The following is a 16,297-nucleotide window of genomic DNA, read 5'->3' on the forward strand; positions in this document are numbered from 1 at the left end:
TCCCCCGGGGTGTGGCTCGCAGATGCGGCCGGCACGTACCAGGGGTGCCGGAGGTGCCGGAGCGGGGTGGGGCACCACCGGTTCAGCGCGCGACGGACGGCGCCCCGGCCTACCGGGGCGCCCGGGGCCCGGCTCGCGCCCTACAGCGCGCCCCTCCTGGTGAGGTGGGTGAACGACAACCAGCCGGGCAGCACCGGCAGCCAGAAGGTCAGCAGCCGGAACAGCAGCACCGCCGGGGTGGCGATCTCCTTGGGCAGCCCGAAGGTGATCAACCCGGCGATCAGCGCCGCCTCCACCGCGCCCAGCCCGCCGGGGGTCGGGGCCGCCGAGCCCAGCGCGTTGCCCGCCAGGAACACCACGGCCAGGCTGGTGTAGCTCAACTCCCCGCCGAACGCCCGGATCGAGGCGTCCAGGCAGAGCACGAACGCGGTGCTCAGCAGCAACATGCCGCCCACGCCGGCCAGCAGCTTCTGCGGCCGTTGCAGCACGTCCAGGATGCGGGGCACCACCCCGGCGAACAGCGACCGCAATCGGTCCGACACGAACCGCCGCGAGGCCGGTATCGCGGTCACGATCAGCGTCAGCACCGCCACCGTCAACAGCCCGGCGATGACCGTACGGGACGGGGAGACCGTCGGCCCGTGCTGGGTGCCGGTGACGTAGCCGAAGGCCAGCAGCAGCACCACGTGCATCCCCAGGCCGAACAGCTGCGAGGCGCCCACGCTCGCCACCGCGTGCCCCGGCCGCACCCCGGCGCGCTGGAGGAACCGGGTGTTGAGGGCCACGCCGCCGATCGCCGCCGGCGCCACCAGCTTCACGAAGGAGGCGGCCACCTGGGCGATCACCGTCCGCAGGTACGACACCTTCTCCGGCACGAACCCCAGCAGCGACATCGCCGCCGCGAAGTAGCTCATCGAGCTGAACACCGCCGCCGCGGCCACCCAGCCCCACTCGGCGTCCTTGACGACCTGGCTGAACTCCACGTGGGACAGCTGGGTGGCCAGGAAGTACGCGGCCAGGGCACCGGCGATGAAACTCACCAGGGTCCGGGGCTTGATCCGCTCCAGCCGGGCCGGCTGCACCGGCGCCTGCGGGCGCACCAACAGCACCTGGCGCCGGATCTGCGCCAGCAGGTCCTCCTCCCGCGCCTCCTCCAACGCCTCGTCCAGCGCCCGCTTCTCCGCGTTCTTCTTGGCCCGCAACGAACGGCGGTCGGTGTGCGCCCGCTCCTTGTTGGCCCGGCTGGCCTCCAGCACCGCCAGCCGCTCCCGCTGCGCCCGGGCCTTCGCCCTCGCCCGCAGCACCGCCCGGGTACGGCGGCTCAGGGCGATCGGCTGCAACAGGGGCAGGGCGTCGGCCACCGCGTCCGGCCCGAGTACCGCCACGGCGCTGTCCACCGCCCGTACCGCGCCCACCCGCAGACCCAGGGTGGTCAGCAGCTGCGCCACGTCCATCCACAGCGCCAGGTCGCCGGCCGCGATCTCCCCGCCCCGCAGGTCGGTCAGGAACACCCGCCCCTCGCGGTCCACCAACAGCGCCTCGCCCACCAGCCGGCGGTGCGCGATACGTCGCGACTGAAGGGCCTCCACCTGCCGCCAGGCGTTCCTCAGCAGTTCGTCGCTGATCTCCTCGTCCGGCACCTCGTTGAGCGCCCGGCCGCCGATGTGCTCGTACACCAGCATCACCGCGTCCGGGCCCAGCTCCGAGGTGGCGATCAGCCGGGGGGCGTTGGCCCCGGCGGCGATCGCCGCGTAAGCCAACAGGGCCTCCTGCTCCAGCGCCTGCCGCAGCGACTGGAGGTTGCGCTGGGTGAGCCCGCGCAGCGCCAGCCGGCGCCAGGCCCGGTAGAAGTACCCCTGCGCCTGCTGTTCCCGGTCCACCACGGTCACGTCCAGGGGTGGGCCGTCCTCCAGGGTGACCTGGTAGCGCCGACCCCGGTCGACGTTCTCGTGCTGCTCCTCACCGGTCCCGGCCTCGCCGCCCCGGGGCTCCTCCACCCGCAGCGCGCTGACCGGCCGGAACCCGACCCGGCGTAGTCCGGCCAGCAGGTGCTGTCCGGTGGGTTGGACGTTGGGGGAGCCGACCGCGTACAGCGTGCCGTAGGCCACGGTCCAGCCGATCAGCAGGGTCACCACGATGGAGAAGGGCGTGGTGTAGCCGCCGACCAGCACCGCGAAGGCGTCCAGCAGCAGCACCGCCCACAGCAGTACCCGCCAGCGCGGGCGGCGGGCCATGCCGACCGCCGTCATGTAGGCGATCACCGGGGCGAGGTAGGTGTGTACCGGGGTGGTGAGGTCCCCGGTCGGCGCCGTCTTGATCAGGGTGTCGTGTACCGAGGCGGGGGCGGCCTCGGCCACCCACAGGTCGGTGACCAGGGAGGCGCCGTGCGCCAGTACGGCCGCCAGCACCCCGTCCGCGATCCGCAGCCCGTCCCGTTTGACCAGCCGCTCCACCGCGAACGCCACCGGCACCACCAGCACCGCCACACTGGCGGCGAACCCGGCGATGCTGATCAGCAACGGGGGAGCCTGGCCGGCCCCCTTGTCGATGTCCTCTTCCAGACCGGCCGTGGTGCCGTGCGCGAAGGCGGCGATCACCAGGACGAGGGCGATGGCCAGCAGCCCGGCGGCGGTACGCCACAGGTCCGAGGGCCGGTGCACCCGGGCCGCCAGCAGCGGCTCGTCGCTCTCCACCCGTTCCGGGTACCGCACCCGGGGCGCGACGAGCCCGACCACCGCGTCTTCCACTCCGCCGCCTGGAGCGCCCCCCGAGGGGGTGCTGTCCTGGCCGGGGTCGGGTGCGGTTCTCGGGGTCGGCGTTCCGGGGGAGGCCGTGGCGTCCCCGGTGGGGTGGGCGCCCCTGTCGTCGGGCTGGTCCGGGCCGGTACGTGGGCCGGGGTCCGGCGCGGTGTCCTCCGGGGCACCGTTCGAAGGGGTGCCCTGGGGTGCTGTTCGGGGGGTGTCCGTGCCGGGGTGGCCGCCGGGGTCCGGCGCGGTGTCCTGCGGGGCATCGTCCGAGGGGGTGCCCGAGGTGGTGCCCGGGTGGGCTCCCGTATCCGGGTCGGCGTCGGAGGGGTCGGTACCCGTGACCTCGTCCGGGGCGCCCGCCCCCGGCCCCGGGGCGGACCCCGGTTCGGGTTCGGGTTCGGGTTGTGGCTGGTGGACGTCGGGGGAGCCGTTCGCCTCGGCGGGGGTGTCGGCCGGACCCGGATGCTCCGCCTCCGCGCCCTGGCCCTCCGGCTCCCGGGCCCCGGACGCCCGCGCCGCGGACTCGCGGGAACTCACGGCTTCCCGCCGGGAACGCGCGACCGACCCCGAGCCCGTACCGTGCTCGGGCGGCTCCCCACCCGCCCCCTCGCCCCTCGTCTCATCCTGATCCCGTATCACTGAATGGTTCCTCGGCTCGCCCGGACCGGCCCCCGAGAAGGCGGCCCGTCCACGGCAACGGGGATGGCACCCCGAATGATGATGGTGGCACGACCGGGTGCCATCGCGCGGCGGCAGGGCACCCCTGCGCGCACCTCCCCGACGGTCACGCCCGGACCGGCCCGTACCTCCCCGGCCGCCCCCGGAACACGGGGTGAAGCCGGGGCCCGTACTCCGTGCCCCCGGCACCCGGCCGGCTGTCGGCGCCGTGCGGCAGGATGGGCCCCATGCCTGGGAACCAGAGCCCCGACCCACCGCTGCCGCAGTACGCCGAGCGGGTCCTCGCCGTGGCCGAAGCCATCCCACCCGGACGGGTGCTGACCTACGGCGACATCGCGGCCTGGCTGCGCGAGGAGGACGAGGAACTCCGCGACCTCCTGCCCGACCAGCGCGACGACCGACCCGCCCCCCGACGCGGAGCCCGCCAGGTCGGCCGGGTGATGGCCCTGTACGGAGGAGCCGTGCCCTGGTGGCGGGTGGTCCGCGCCGACGGCCACCTGCTCCCCGGAAGCGAACGCAGCGCCCTCCACCACTACCGGGGCGAGGGCACCCCGCTGCGGGAGCCCCGCCGCACCACCGGCTCCCCGGCCAACGGCACCCGTCCCCGGGTCGACGTACCCCGGGCCCGCTGGCAGGGCACCGGCCAGGACTGACCCCCGCGCCCCGCACCCCACCCGGGCGACCCCCGCACCCCGCACGACAGCTCCTCCCTGGAAGACCGTGACCACTCTCCCCTCCACCACATCCCGGGGAACCACCGCCGGCTACCGACTGGTGCGCCCCCGGCCCACCCCGAGCGGCCCCCCTGAAGGGGACTCCGCACAGCGCGCCGTGGTTGAGCATCCCGGGGGACCACTTCTGGTGCTCGCCGGTCCGGGCACCGGCAAGACCACCACCCTCGTGGAGGCGGTCACCGCACGGATACGCCAGGGAGTCGACCCCGAACGCCTGCTGGTGCTCACCTTCAGCCGCAAGGCCGCCGTACGACTGCGGGACCGGATGGCCGAACGGCTCGCCCACAGCACCCCCCAGGCCGTCCAGCCGCCCCGGGCGACCACCTTCCACTCCTACTGCTACGCCCTGGTGCGCGCCCAGCAGTCCACCGCCGACCCCGAACTGTTCGCCGAACCCCTGCGCCTGCTGTCCGGCCCCGAACAGGACCTGTACATCCGCGAACTGCTGGAGGGGGAACTCGCCCTGGAGGCGGCCGGCAGGGCCCGGGTCCGCTGGCCGGACGAACTGCGCGCCTGCCTCACCACCCGGGGCTTCGCCGACGAGGTCCGCGCCGTCCTCGCCCGCAGCCGCGAACTGGGCCTGGGCCCCCGCTCCCTGGACGCCTTCGCCCGCCGTATCGGCCGGCCCGACTGGCGCGCCGCCGCCCAGTTCCTCGCCGAGTACCTCGACGTACTCGACGCCCAGGGAGTGCTGGACTACGCCGAACTGGTCCACCGCGCCGTGCTGTTCGCCGAACGCGCCCCCCACGGCCCCCGCCCCTGGGACCACTACGACGCCATCTACGTCGACGAGTTCCAGGACACCGACGCCTCCCAGATCCGCCTGCTGCGCGCCCTCGCCGGCGGCGGTCGCACCCTGGTCGCCTTCGGCGACCCCGACCAGTCCATCTACGCCTTCCGAGGCGCCGACCTGGACGGCATCCTCACCTTCCCCGACACCTTCCGCCGCACCGACGGCCGACCCGCCCCCGTCGTCACCCTCCGCCAACACCACCGCTCCGGCGCCCGACTCCTGGCCACCACCCGCCACCTCACCCAGCGGATGCCCCTGGCCCGACTGCCGACCGAGGCCACCCGCGCCCACCGCGCCCCCCTGCCCCACCGCCCGGGCGGCACCGCCGAGATCTACACCTACCCCACCGCCAGCGCCGAACTGGACAACATCGCCGACCTGCTGCGCCGCGCCCACCTCGAACAGGGCGTGCCCTGGCGGGACATGGCCGTCCTGGTACGAGCCGGCGGACGCTCCCTGCCCGTCGTACGCCGCGCCCTCACCGCCGCCGGCGTCCCCCTCGACATCGACGGCGACGACCTGCCCCTGCACCGGGAACCGGCCGTCGCCCCCCTGCTCACCGCACTCCGCGCCACCGCCGAGGCCCCGGCCCCCGACGAGCACCCCGACCCCGAACCGCCCTGGATCAGCCCCGAGACCGCCCTCACCCTCCTCACCTCACCCCTGGGCGGCATGGACACCGCCGACCTCAGACGACTGGGCCGGGCCCTGCGCGAGGAGGAACGCGCCGCCGGCGCCCGAGTGCCCGCGCCCTCCGACGAACTCCTCGCCCGCGCCCTGTCCGATCCCCGCCGCCTCGCCACCCACGACCCCGCCCACGCCCGGGGCGCCCACCGGCTCGGGCAACTCCTCGCCGAGGTCCGCCGGCAACTGGCCGAGTCCGCCAGCCCCGCCGAACTGCTGTGGACCCTGTGGTCGGGCACCCACTGGCCCCAGCGACTGGAGCGCGCCGCCCTGCGCGGAGGCGTCGCCGGCCGGCACGCCGACCGCGACCTGGACGCCGTGTGCGCCCTGTTCGACGCCGCCGGCCGCGCCGAGGAACGCGGCGGAGGCGGCCGGGGCGTGATCAACTTCCTCGACGAACTCGACGCCCACGACATCGCCGCCGACACCCTCACCCCCCGCGCGGTACGCCCCGACGCGGTCACCCTGATGACCGCACACCGCTCCAAGGGACTGGAATGGCCCCTGGTCGTGGTGGCCGGAGTGCAGGAAGGCCTCTGGCCCGACCTCCGTCGACGCGGCTCCCTGCTGGAAGCCGACCGCATCGCCGCCGACGGGCTCTCCGAACCCCTCAGCCCCAAGGCCCTGCTGGCCGAGGAACGCCGCCTGTTCTACGTCGCCACCACCCGCGCCCGCGACCGCCTGGTCGTCACCGCCGTCCGCGCCCCCACCGAGGACGGCGACCAGCCCTCCCGCTTCCTCGACGAACTCGACGTACCCGTCAAGGACGTCGCCAGCCGCCCCCGACGCCCCCTGTCGGTGCCCGCCCTGGTCGCCGAACTCCGCGCCACCACCGTCGACCCCCAGGCCACCCCCGCACTGCGCGAGGCCGCCGCCCTCCGCCTCGCCCGCCTCGCCTCCCTCCACGACGACGGCCACCCCCTGGTGCCCGCCGCCCACCCCAGCCGCTGGTGGGGCCTACGCGAACCCACCCACTCCCACACCCCGCTACGCGACCGCGACCAGCCCCTGCCCCTGTCCGGCAGCGCCCTGGAACAACTCGCCCGCACCTGCTCCCTCCAGTGGTTCCTGGACCGCGAGGTCCGCGCCGGCGCCCCCGCCACCTCCGCCCAGGGCTTCGGCAATGTCGTCCACGTACTCGCCGACCAGGTCGCCTCCGGCAGCGCCCCCGCCGACCTGTCCGTACTGATGGAACGCCTGGACTCGGTGTGGGACGCCCTCGCCTTCGACGCCCCCTGGAAGTCCGCCCAGGAACACGAGCAGGCCCGCGCCGCCCTCGAACGCTTCCTGCGCTGGCACGTCGCCGAACGCGACCGCACCCCCGTCGGCACCGAACACGACTTCCAGGTCGACCTGCCCGCCGGCCCCCACACCGTGCGTGTCCGCGGCACCATGGACCGGCTGGAACGGGACGCCGAAGGCCACGCCTACGTCGTCGACTTCAAGACCGGCAAGAGCCGGCCCACCGGCCCCGAGGTCGCCCGCCACCCCCAACTCGCCGTCTACCAGCTCGCGGTACGTGCCGGCGCCGCCGACCCCCTCTTCGCCGGCGAACGCCCACCCCTGGGCGGCGCCGAACTGGTCCACCTGCGCCTGGGCGCCACCGCCAAGGACGGCGGCCCCGACGCCCCCGTCGTCCAACGGCAGGAACCACTGCCCCCCGACCCACCGTCCCCCACCACCGAGGGCACCACCGAGGGCACCACCGAGGGCACCACCGAGGGCACCACCGAGGGCACCACCAACTGGGTGGGCGAACTGCTGGCCGCCGCCGCCGGACGGGTACTCGACGAACGGTTCGCCCCCGAGACCGGCCAGCACTGCGCCCACTGCGCGTTCCGCGCCTCCTGCTCGGCCCAGCCGGAGGGGCAGCAGCTCATCGAGTGACCCGGCTGCGAGGATGCGGCCAGCAGGACGGCGCCCACCCCGCCCGGCCCACGCCGGACGCGGGCACAGCGGACACAGGCGGACACACACCGGTACAGCGGACCCACGGGAGTGACAGCAGTGACAGCCAAGACCCCGACCCTCCTGGCGGCCACCCTCTGCGTACTCGCCCTCACCGGCCTCACCGGCTGCGTCACCGCCGGCGACAAACCCGACCGCCGCTCCACCGACTCCGCCCAGGGCGACCACGCCCAGGACGGCAGCGCCCAACACCTCGCCACCCAGGCCGTCAAGGCCACCAAGGCCGCCCGCTCCCTGCGCCTCAAGGGCACCGTCCACACCGGCGGCGCCCCCGCCCTGATCAACCTGTCCCTCACCGCACGCGGCGACTGCACCGGCACCGTCGACGTCGGCCCCGGCACCGCCGAAGTACGACAGAAGGGCCGCCACAGCTACGTCAGAGCCAACAGCGCCTTCTACGACGCCGTCAGCGACGACCCCCGCGCCCGCCTCGCCGCCAAACTCCTCAAGGACCGCTGGGCCAAGGTCCCCAGAGCCGCCGGCAAGATCGCCGACAGGTCCCTGGACGGCCCCGGCGACCCCACCGTCTACTGCGAACTGTCCACCCTCCTGGACAAACTCGGCGTCGAGGACGCCCGCAGAGCCGTCAAACGCGAGGCCACCACCGTCGACGGACACCGCGTCATCCCCCTGGTACGCAAACGCGACACCGAGACCCAGACCTCCTACGTCGCCGCCAAGGGCAAGCCCTACCTGCGCAAGGTCGACCGCCGGGGAGGACCCGACACCGGCACCCTCACCTTCGGTGACTTCGGCACCAGCGTGCACGTCGACGTACCCACCGGATCCGACGTCGTCGACCTCGACAGCCTCGGCCAACTCCCCTGACCCACCAGGCGGTTGACCCACCACCCGACCCACCCACCCGACTCCCGGCCCCACCACCGGCACCCCGACCACCCGCCCGGGAGTTCCCCCGCCCACCTCCACTGTCCCCACCCCGCGCTAGCGTCGAGGACGTGCCCGCACCACTCACCCACCCCCCACAGCTCCGCGAGCTGCTGGACATCCCCTTCACCACCGAACAACTCGACTGCGTCACCGCCCCCGCCGCCCCCCAGGTCATCGTCGCCGGAGCCGGCTCCGGCAAGACCACCGTCATGGCCGCCCGAGTGGTGTGGCTCGTCGGCACCGGACAGGTCGACCCCGAACGCGTACTGGGCCTGACCTTCACCAACAAGGCCGCCGGCGAACTCGCCGACCGCGTACGCCGCGCACTGCTGCGCGCCGAGGTCCTCGACACCGACCCCGCCGACCCCGACGACACCCCCGGCGAACCCCTCATCTCCACCTACCACGCCTTCGCCGGCCGGCTCATCAAGGACCACGGACTCCGCCTCGGCATCGAACCCACCGCCCGCCTCCTGGCCGACGCCACCCGCTTCCAACTCGCCGCCGCCGTACTCACCAGCGCCACCGGCCCCTTCCACCACCTCACCGGCACCCTCGCCCACCACGTCGAGGAACTCCTCGCCCTCGACTCCGAACTCGCCGAACACCTGGTCACCCCCGCCCAACTCCGCGCCCACGACCAGGAACTGCTCGACCAACTCGACCAGCACCAGCTCAGCAACGACCGCCTCCGCCGCGTCCCCGACGCCGCCCGCGCCCGACTCGAACTCCTCGGACTGGTCGAGGAGTACCGCTCCCGCAAACGCGCCCGCGACCTCCTCGACTTCGGCGACCAGATCGCCTACGCCGCCACCCTCGCCCGCGACGTCCCCGAGGTCGGCCGACAGCTGAGGGAGGAGTTCGCCGTCGTCCTGCTGGACGAGTACCAGGACACCTCCGTCGCCCAACGCGTACTGCTCTCCCACCTGTTCGCCGGCCCCCCGGGAACCGGCGGCAGCGGCCACCCCGTCACCGCCGTCGGCGACCCCTGCCAGTCCATCTACGGCTGGCGCGGTGCCTCCGTCGCCAACCTCGACGACTTCCCCCACCACTTCCCCCTCCCCGACGGCACCCCCGCACCCCGCCACACCCTCAGCGAGAACCGCCGCAGCGGAGGCCGCCTCCTCCACCTCGCCAACGAACTCGCCGCTCCCCTCCGCCAACTCCACCAGGGCGTCCACCCCCTCCGCCCCGCCCCCGACGCCGAACACCACGGCCGCGTCCGCTGCGCCCTGCTCCCCACCCACGCCGAGGAACTGGACTGGCTCGCCGACCACCTGCGCCACCTGGTACACACCGGCACCCCACCCGGACAGATCGCCGTACTCTGCCGCACCGCCACCGACTTCGCCGCCATCCAGGCATCCCTCGTCGACCGCGAGGTCCCGGTGGAGGTCGTCGGGCTCTCCGGCCTGATCCACCTCCCCGAGGTCGCCGACCTCCTCGCCGTCTGCGAGGTACTCCAGGACCCCACCGCCAACGCCTCCCTGGTACGGCTGCTCACCGGCCCCCGCTGGCGCATCGGCCCCCGCGACCTCGCCCTCCTCGGACGGCGCGCCCGACTCCTGGTCGCCACCGGGCAGACCTCCGCCGACGACGACCCCGGACAACGGCTGGCCGACGCCGTCGAGGGCGTCGACCCCGCCGAGGTGACCTCGCTGGCCGACGCCCTGGACACCTTCCTCGACACCTCGCACGGCCCCGAACCCGGCGACCACCCCGACCACCTGCCCTTCTCCACCGAGGCCCGGATCCGCTTCGCCCACCTCGCCGCCGAACTGCGCGACCTACGCCGCTCCCTGGCCGACCCGCTGATGGACGTACTCCACCGCGTGCTGTCGGTCACCGGACTGGAGGTCGAACTCGCCGCCTCCCCACAGGCCCTGGCCGCCCGCCGCCGCGAGACCCTCCACTCCTTCCTGGACGTGGCCGCCGGCTTCGCCTCCCTGGACGGCGAGACCACCCTGCTGGCCTTCCTCGGCTTCCTGCGCACCGCCGCCCGCCACGACAAGGGCCTCGACAACTCCCTGCCCGGCGGGGAGGACACCGTGAAGGTCCTCACCGCCCACAAGGCCAAGGGGCTGGAGTGGGACGTGGTGGCCGTACCCGGCCTGGTCCACAAGCAGTTCCCCAACACCCGGGGGCGCGAGTCCTGGCTCTCCCGCCCCGGCGTGCTCCCCCACCCCCTCCGGGGAGACGCCGCCACCCTCCCCGCCGTCCACGAGTGGACCGCCAAGGACCGCAAGCGGTACGACGCCGAGTCCACCGAGCACCAGTCCGTGGAGGAACTCCGCCTCGGCTACGTCGCCTTCACCCGCCCCCGCTCCCTGCTGCTCGCCTCCGGCCACTGGTGGGGCCCCCAGCAGAAGCGCCCCCGTGGGCCGTCCTCCTTCCTGGAGGCGGTACGCCAACACTGCGAGCGGGGGCCGGAGTTCGGGGAGGTGGAGCACTGGGCCGACCCACCCGGCCCGGACGAGGAGAACCCCGCCCTGGCCCAGCCCGCCCGGGACCGCGACTGGCCGATGCCCCTGGACCCCGAGGCCCTGGCCCGACGCCGGGAGGCGGCACGTCGGGTACTCGCCCACCTCGGCCAACACGGCCCCATCCCCGCCCCCCGCCCCGCCCCGGGCGAGGGGCCCGGCCCCGAACGAGACGGCGGTACGGAGGAGCCCGGCCCTTCCGGGACAGCCCCGGAACGGTCGGCACACCCCGGCGCCGTCGGGGAGCCCGACCACCCCCCGGCGACGGGACCGGAAGGTCCCGGCCACCCCCCGCACGGAACGACCTCCGAGGGCGCACCCGAACCCTCCCACCACCGCCAGACCCCGAACCTCTCCGATACGGAGGAGGGGCCGGCGCACCCCCTTGAGCAAGCCCCCACAACCGAACCGTCCCCGTGGCGCGAGCCCATCAGCGAGAAGGCCCCGGTCGCCGGCCAGCCTGACGTACCGGACGACGGACCAGCCCCCGGGAGGGCCACCCCTCCCGGCGGGAACGGGAGGCTGGGCGACCGGGACGGCGAGGGGGAACCCCCGGGGCCGGCCGACCCCGGGGAGGGGCTCGACCCAGAGGAACAGCGACTGGTCTCCTCCTGGGACCGGGACCTGGAGGCGCTCGCGGTGGAGCTGCGCACCCAACGTGGTGCGGTGCGCGAGGTACCTCTGCCCTTCGCCCTCAGCGCCTCGCAGCTGTTGCGGCTGGCCGCCGACCCCGACGGCTTCGCCCGGGAGCTGGCCCGCCCCATGCCCCGGCCGCCCCAACCGGCGGCCCGTCGGGGGACGCGGTTCCACGCCTGGGTGGAGTCACGGTTCGAGGAACTGGAACTGCCCCTGCTGGAGCCGGACGAACTGCCGGGCGGGGACGAACGGGATCCGGTGGAGATCGCCGACGAACGGGACCTGGAGCAGCTGAAGGAGGCCTTCCTCCGCACCGGGTACGCCCACCGCACCCCGTACCGGGTGGAGGCCCCGTTCACCCTCAGCCTGGCCGGCCGGATCATCCGGGGCCGTATCGACGCGGTCTACCGCGACGAGCACGGCTACGAGGTCATCGACTGGAAGACTCACCGCCAACAGACGGCCGATCCACTCCAGTTGGCGATCTACCGACTGGCCTGGGCGGAGCAGCGGGGACTGGAGCCCTCCGAGGTGCGGGCGGCCTTCCTCTACGTCCGTACCGGTGAAGTGGTACACCCCCACCCCCTGCCCGGCCGCGCCGAGTTGGAGGAGCTGCTGGCCACCGACCCTCCCGACCCCCACCCGTCAGAGGACGGTTCGCCGGACGGCGACCACCTCGGAGAGGAGCCGGAGGAGCGCCTCGACTAGGGCGTTTCGTCTGGATCTTGGGAGACCAGGGAGCGCGGTTCTCGTGTGGTGGGCCGTGGGGCACAGCAAGGCGGAGGAGGAGTCGATGCGGCGCATCGGCGGCAGCGGCCCACGGCGACCCACCACGACAACGCGGCGAGGTGCGGCACGCCCGGTGGCACCGCACGCGAGCCTCGCGGTGATCCGAACGACACGCCCTGGTGGGCCCGGATGGTCTTGGGCCTCGGGTGGGGGACTTGGACTGGGGAGGTCTAGGGGGGCTTGGGGTGCGTGGGTGCCGGTGCGAGGCGGTGTGGGGGGGGGTGGGGGGGAGAGAGGAGGAGGCGGGCCGGGGTGGTCGGGGTGAGTGCGTTGGTGGGGGAGCCCGTTGGTGGGACAGCGCGTTGGTGAGTTGGGCTGGCGTGGGGAGGGAGGAGGCGTGCGGGGTACCGCTGGCGTGGGGGAGAGGGGCAGGGGTGACTCGGACCTGTGTGGGTGCCCGTAAGGGGTGAGGGGGCGGTGTTGGTTCGTTCGCGCTGATGTGGCGAGTCGGGGGTGGTGGGTTTTATGTCCGTAACTGCCTTGTGTGATGTGTCAGCGCCTGCTGTGGACAACTTACTTGGCGTTTGCGGCAGTTGGTGCATGATGGGTTCACCGCGGTGATCTCCGTTCCGGGTACCGTGCGGGCTCGCTGTGACCGGCTGCTTCCCGACCTCTCTTCGGAGGGTTGTGGAGCGGCGTCGTGGACAGCGAGCGGTTCGGAGATCTCGTTCCGTCCGGGGGCTGGCGCGCACCCCCGGACGCATCGGAGGAGGCGGTGGAGGGTGGGCATGGGGAAGGGGGAAGGGCCCAGAGGAACAACCAACGAACCAGACCCACCAAGCCCCGGAGGCTCACCCCCGGGGCCCGCTCCCACGTCCCCGCTTCTCCCTCCCTCGCTCCACGCCTCCCCGGCCTGTGCGCCCCGACCCCAAAGCTCCCCGCGACCCCCGCTCACCCCCCGCCCCGCGTCCTCACCCACCCCGAACCGGGCACAGGCGTCATGGCCCGCCCCCTCCGGCCAGCGCCCCGTCCCAGGTCCGAGTGGGATGCGTCACCGTGGCACCCCGCCGGGCGGGGAACCCCCGCGGCCCCGGATAGGGTCACGGCATGAGCACCACCCCGGCATCCGGTGACAGTGTTGTCCCGGACCCGTCCGTACGCGCGCACGTCGAGGCCCACCGACCGGCACTGGTCGAGGAGTTGTGCCACTGGCTCCGTATCCCCTCGGTGTCCATGGACCCGGCCCATGCCGAGGACGTGACCCGTAGCGCGGAGTGGCTGGCCGAGGCGTTGACCCGGTCCGGTTTCCCCACCGTGGAGGTCTGGAGTACGGCCGGGCACCCCTCGGTCTTCGCCGAGTGGCCCTCGGACGACCCGCAGGCGCCCACCGTGCTGGTTTACGGACACCACGACGTCCAGCCGGCGGCACGCGAGGACGGCTGGGACAGCGAACCCTTCGAACCGGAGATCCGGGGCGAGCGCCTCTACGGCCGGGGCGCGGCGGACGACAAGGGGCAGGTGCTGTTCCACACCCTGGGCGTCCGCGCTCATCTGGCCGCGACCGGTCGTGACACCCCGGCGGTGCACCTCAAGGTGCTGGTCGAGGGTGAGGAGGAGGCCGGGTCGCCGAACTTCGCGGACCTGGTGCGGGAGCGGGCGGACCGGCTGTCCTGCGACGTGGTGGTGGTGTCCGACACCGGGATGTGGGGCCCGGACACCCCGACGGTGTGTACCGGTATGCGCGGACTGGTGGAGTGCCAGGTCGACCTGTGGGGTCCCGACCAGGACATCCACTCCGGCTCCTTCGGTGGGGCGGTGCCCAACCCGGCGACCGAGGCGGCCCGGTTGGCCGCCGGTTTGCACGGGCCGGACCGCGCGGTCGCCGTTCCCGGTTTCTACGAGGGCGTCGTCGAACTCACCGAGGAGGAACGGCGGTTGTTCGCGCGACTGCCCTTCGACGAGCTGTCCTGGCTGGAGTCGGCGCACTCGCACGCCGCTCTGGGCGAGGAGGGCTACAGCACCCTGGAGAGGATCTGGGCCCGCCCCACCGCCGAGGTCAACGGCATCAGCGGCGGCTACCAGGGCCCCGGGGGCAAGACCATCGTCCCGGCCTCCGCCCGGTTGAAGCTGTCCTTCCGCACGGTGGCCGGACAGAGCGCGGAACACGTCCAGAAGGCCGTCGTGCAGTGGGTGGCGGAACAACTCCCGTACGGCGTACGGCACTCGGTGACCTTCTCCGGCACCACACGTCCCTGTCTGACCCCGCTGGACCATCCGGCGCTGCGCTCGCTGGCCCGCTCGATGGGCAGGGCCTTCGAACAGCGGGTGCTGTTCACCCGGGAGGGGGGTTCGGGCCCGGCCGCCGACCTCCAGGACGTACTGGGCGCACCCGTACTCTTCCTCGGCATCTCGGTGCCCTCCGACGGCTGGCACGCGCCGAACGAGAAGGTCGAGTTGCCGCTGCTGGCCAAGGGGGCGGAGACCGCCGCGCTGTTGTGGGAGGACCTGGCGCGCCACTGGCGCCCGGGTACGTGACCCCCGTCCGGGGCGCGTCAGGGCCCTGGACCGCTCGACCTCAGATCGCACCACCCAGCACCGGTTCCGGGCGGAGCCGGTCGACTCCAGGGGAGTAGGAAACAGCTGTGACGAGCTGGGCAGACCCGCGAGGTAGTGGCCCTTCCGTGTTGTTCAGCGGCACCGGCGGGATCGACCGGGCCGCGCACCACCGGATGGACGAGGCGTGGTTGGCGGCGGCCTGGAGCCACCCCACCACCCGCTGTTTCGTGGTGAGCGGCGGTCAGGCGCTGGTCGAGGACACCGAGGAGGGCGGCACCGACCTGGTGATGATGCCGTCGTTCGACGCCCCGTACACCGAGGAGCACCGGTTCTTCCTGGGCGTGGACGAGGACGGGGTGCGCTACTTCGCGCTACAGAAGGACAGCCTGCCGGGACGCATGGACCAGGCGGCCCGGCCGGCGGGCCTGCGGGAGGCGGGCCTGCTGCTGTCCGAGCGGGACGCGGAACTGATGGTGCACGCGGTGGCGTTGGAGAACTGGCAGCGGATGCACCGCTTCTGCTCCCGCTGCGGTGAACGCAGCCAGATCGCCGCCGCCGGCCACATCCGACGATGCCCGGCCTGCGGGGCGGAGCACTATCCGCGTACCGACCCGGCGGTGATCATGGCGGTCACCGACGAGGACGACCGCCTGCTGCTGGGGCGGCAGGTGCACTGGCCGGAGGGGCGGTTCTCCATCCTGGCCGGCTTCGTGGAGCCGGGGGAGTCCCTGGAGCGGGCGGTACGCCGCGAGGTGAGCGAGGAGGTGGGGGTGACCGTCGGCGAGGTGCGCTACGTGGCCAGTCAGCCCTGGCCGTTCCCGTCCAGCCTGATGCTCGGTTTCGAGGCGCGCGCCAGCTCCACCACGATCGAGGTGGACGGGGACGAGATCCACGAGGCCCGCTGGTTCTCCCGGGAGGAGCTGCGCGAGGGCTACGAGTCCGGGGAGGTGCTGCCGCCCTTCGGCATCTCCATCGCGGGCCGGCTCATCGAGCGCTGGTACGGAAGCCCGTTGCCGCACGACTGAGGCACGGCCGTGCCCCGGGCCCGTGACGTCCGACGCTGTCACGGGCCCGGGGCGCGCCGCCCGCCGGGGGCGGCGGACGCCTCAGGCGCCCACCTTCTCCTTGACCTGCGCCAGGGAGGGGTTGGTCAGGGTGCTGCCGTCGGGGAAGAGCAGGGTGGGAACGGTCTGGTTGCCGCCGTTCGCCTTCTCCACCAGGGCCGCCGACTCCGGGTCGTGTTCGATGTTGACCTCGGTGTAGGGGATGCCCTCGCGGTCCATCTGGCCCTTCAGCCTGCGGCAGTAGCCACACCAGGTGGTGCTGAACATGGTCACGGTGCCCGACATCCGCGTCTGCTCCTTCGTTCGCCGACTTCTCGCCGACGTTTCGCCGGCTCCT

At 73.7% G+C, this 16,297-nt stretch carries 8 protein-coding genes; 6 read left to right on the forward strand and 2 right to left on the reverse strand.

The window, feature by feature from the left end; translation table 11 throughout:
• Positions 1-140: 140 nt before the first annotated feature.
• On the reverse strand, positions 141-3,284 hold the full coding sequence (locus ABZT14_RS06585) for a lysylphosphatidylglycerol synthase domain-containing protein (RefSeq protein ID WP_356297932.1): 3,144 nt from the start codon (positions 3,282-3,284) through the stop codon (positions 141-143).
• Positions 3,285-3,652: 368 nt separating this feature from the next.
• Between ABZT14_RS06585 and ABZT14_RS06590 the strand changes: the two genes are divergently transcribed.
• From ABZT14_RS06590 to nudC, 6 genes are all read left to right on the forward strand, one after another.
• Positions 3,653-4,078 carry an MGMT family protein gene (locus ABZT14_RS06590; RefSeq protein ID WP_356297934.1) on the forward strand — a complete coding sequence of 142 codons (426 nt, stop codon included), beginning with the start codon at positions 3,653-3,655 and terminating at the stop codon, positions 4,076-4,078.
• 121 nt (positions 4,079-4,199) lie between these two features.
• The gene (locus ABZT14_RS06595) at positions 4,200-7,523 is read left to right on the forward strand and encodes an ATP-dependent DNA helicase (protein ID WP_356298548.1); all 3,324 of its coding nucleotides are present in this window, start codon (positions 4,200-4,202) and stop codon (positions 7,521-7,523) included.
• A 111-nt stretch (positions 7,524-7,634) separates the two neighbouring features.
• The gene (locus ABZT14_RS06600) at positions 7,635-8,432 is read left to right on the forward strand and encodes a hypothetical protein (protein ID WP_356297936.1); all 798 of its coding nucleotides are present in this window, start codon (positions 7,635-7,637) and stop codon (positions 8,430-8,432) included.
• A gap of 131 nt (positions 8,433-8,563) precedes the next feature.
• Positions 8,564-12,319, forward strand: coding sequence for a UvrD-helicase domain-containing protein (locus ABZT14_RS06605; RefSeq protein ID WP_356297938.1), 3,756 nt, complete (start codon positions 8,564-8,566; stop codon positions 12,317-12,319).
• A gap of 1,128 nt (positions 12,320-13,447) precedes the next feature.
• Positions 13,448-14,875 (forward strand): M20/M25/M40 family metallo-hydrolase, encoded by a 1,428-nt coding sequence (locus ABZT14_RS06610; protein ID WP_356297940.1) that lies wholly within the window; start codon positions 13,448-13,450, stop codon positions 14,873-14,875.
• A 194-nt stretch (positions 14,876-15,069) separates the two neighbouring features.
• Entirely contained in the window at positions 15,070-15,921 is an 852-nt protein-coding gene (gene nudC, locus ABZT14_RS06615; RefSeq protein WP_356298550.1) for an NAD(+) diphosphatase, read from the forward strand.
• An 81-nt stretch (positions 15,922-16,002) separates the two neighbouring features.
• Here nudC and ABZT14_RS06620 read toward each other — a convergent pair whose 3' ends face one another.
• A complete protein-coding gene (locus ABZT14_RS06620; RefSeq protein ID WP_356297942.1) occupies positions 16,003-16,245 on the reverse strand; it encodes a mycoredoxin in 243 nt (80 codons plus the stop codon).
• Positions 16,246-16,297: the final 52 nt, after the last annotated feature.

Source organism: Streptomyces sp. NPDC005438 (assembly GCF_040606315.1).
GTDB lineage: Bacteria > Actinomycetota > Actinomycetes > Streptomycetales > Streptomycetaceae > Streptomyces.

Bases quoted from the DNA above. Each gene is read 5' to 3' on its own strand.
- ABZT14_RS06590 (WP_356297934.1), top strand. From the start codon at position 3,653: ATGCCTGGGAACCAGAGCCCCGACCCACCGCTGCCGCAGTACGCCGAG.
- ABZT14_RS06610 (WP_356297940.1), top strand. From the start codon at position 13,448: ATGAGCACCACCCCGGCATCCGGTGACAGTGTTGTCCCGGACCCGTCC.
- nudC (WP_356298550.1), top strand. From the start codon at position 15,070: ATGGACGAGGCGTGGTTGGCGGCGGCCTGGAGCCACCCCACCACCCGC.
- ABZT14_RS06620 (WP_356297942.1), bottom strand. From the start codon at position 16,245: ATGTCGGGCACCGTGACCATGTTCAGCACCACCTGGTGTGGCTACTGC.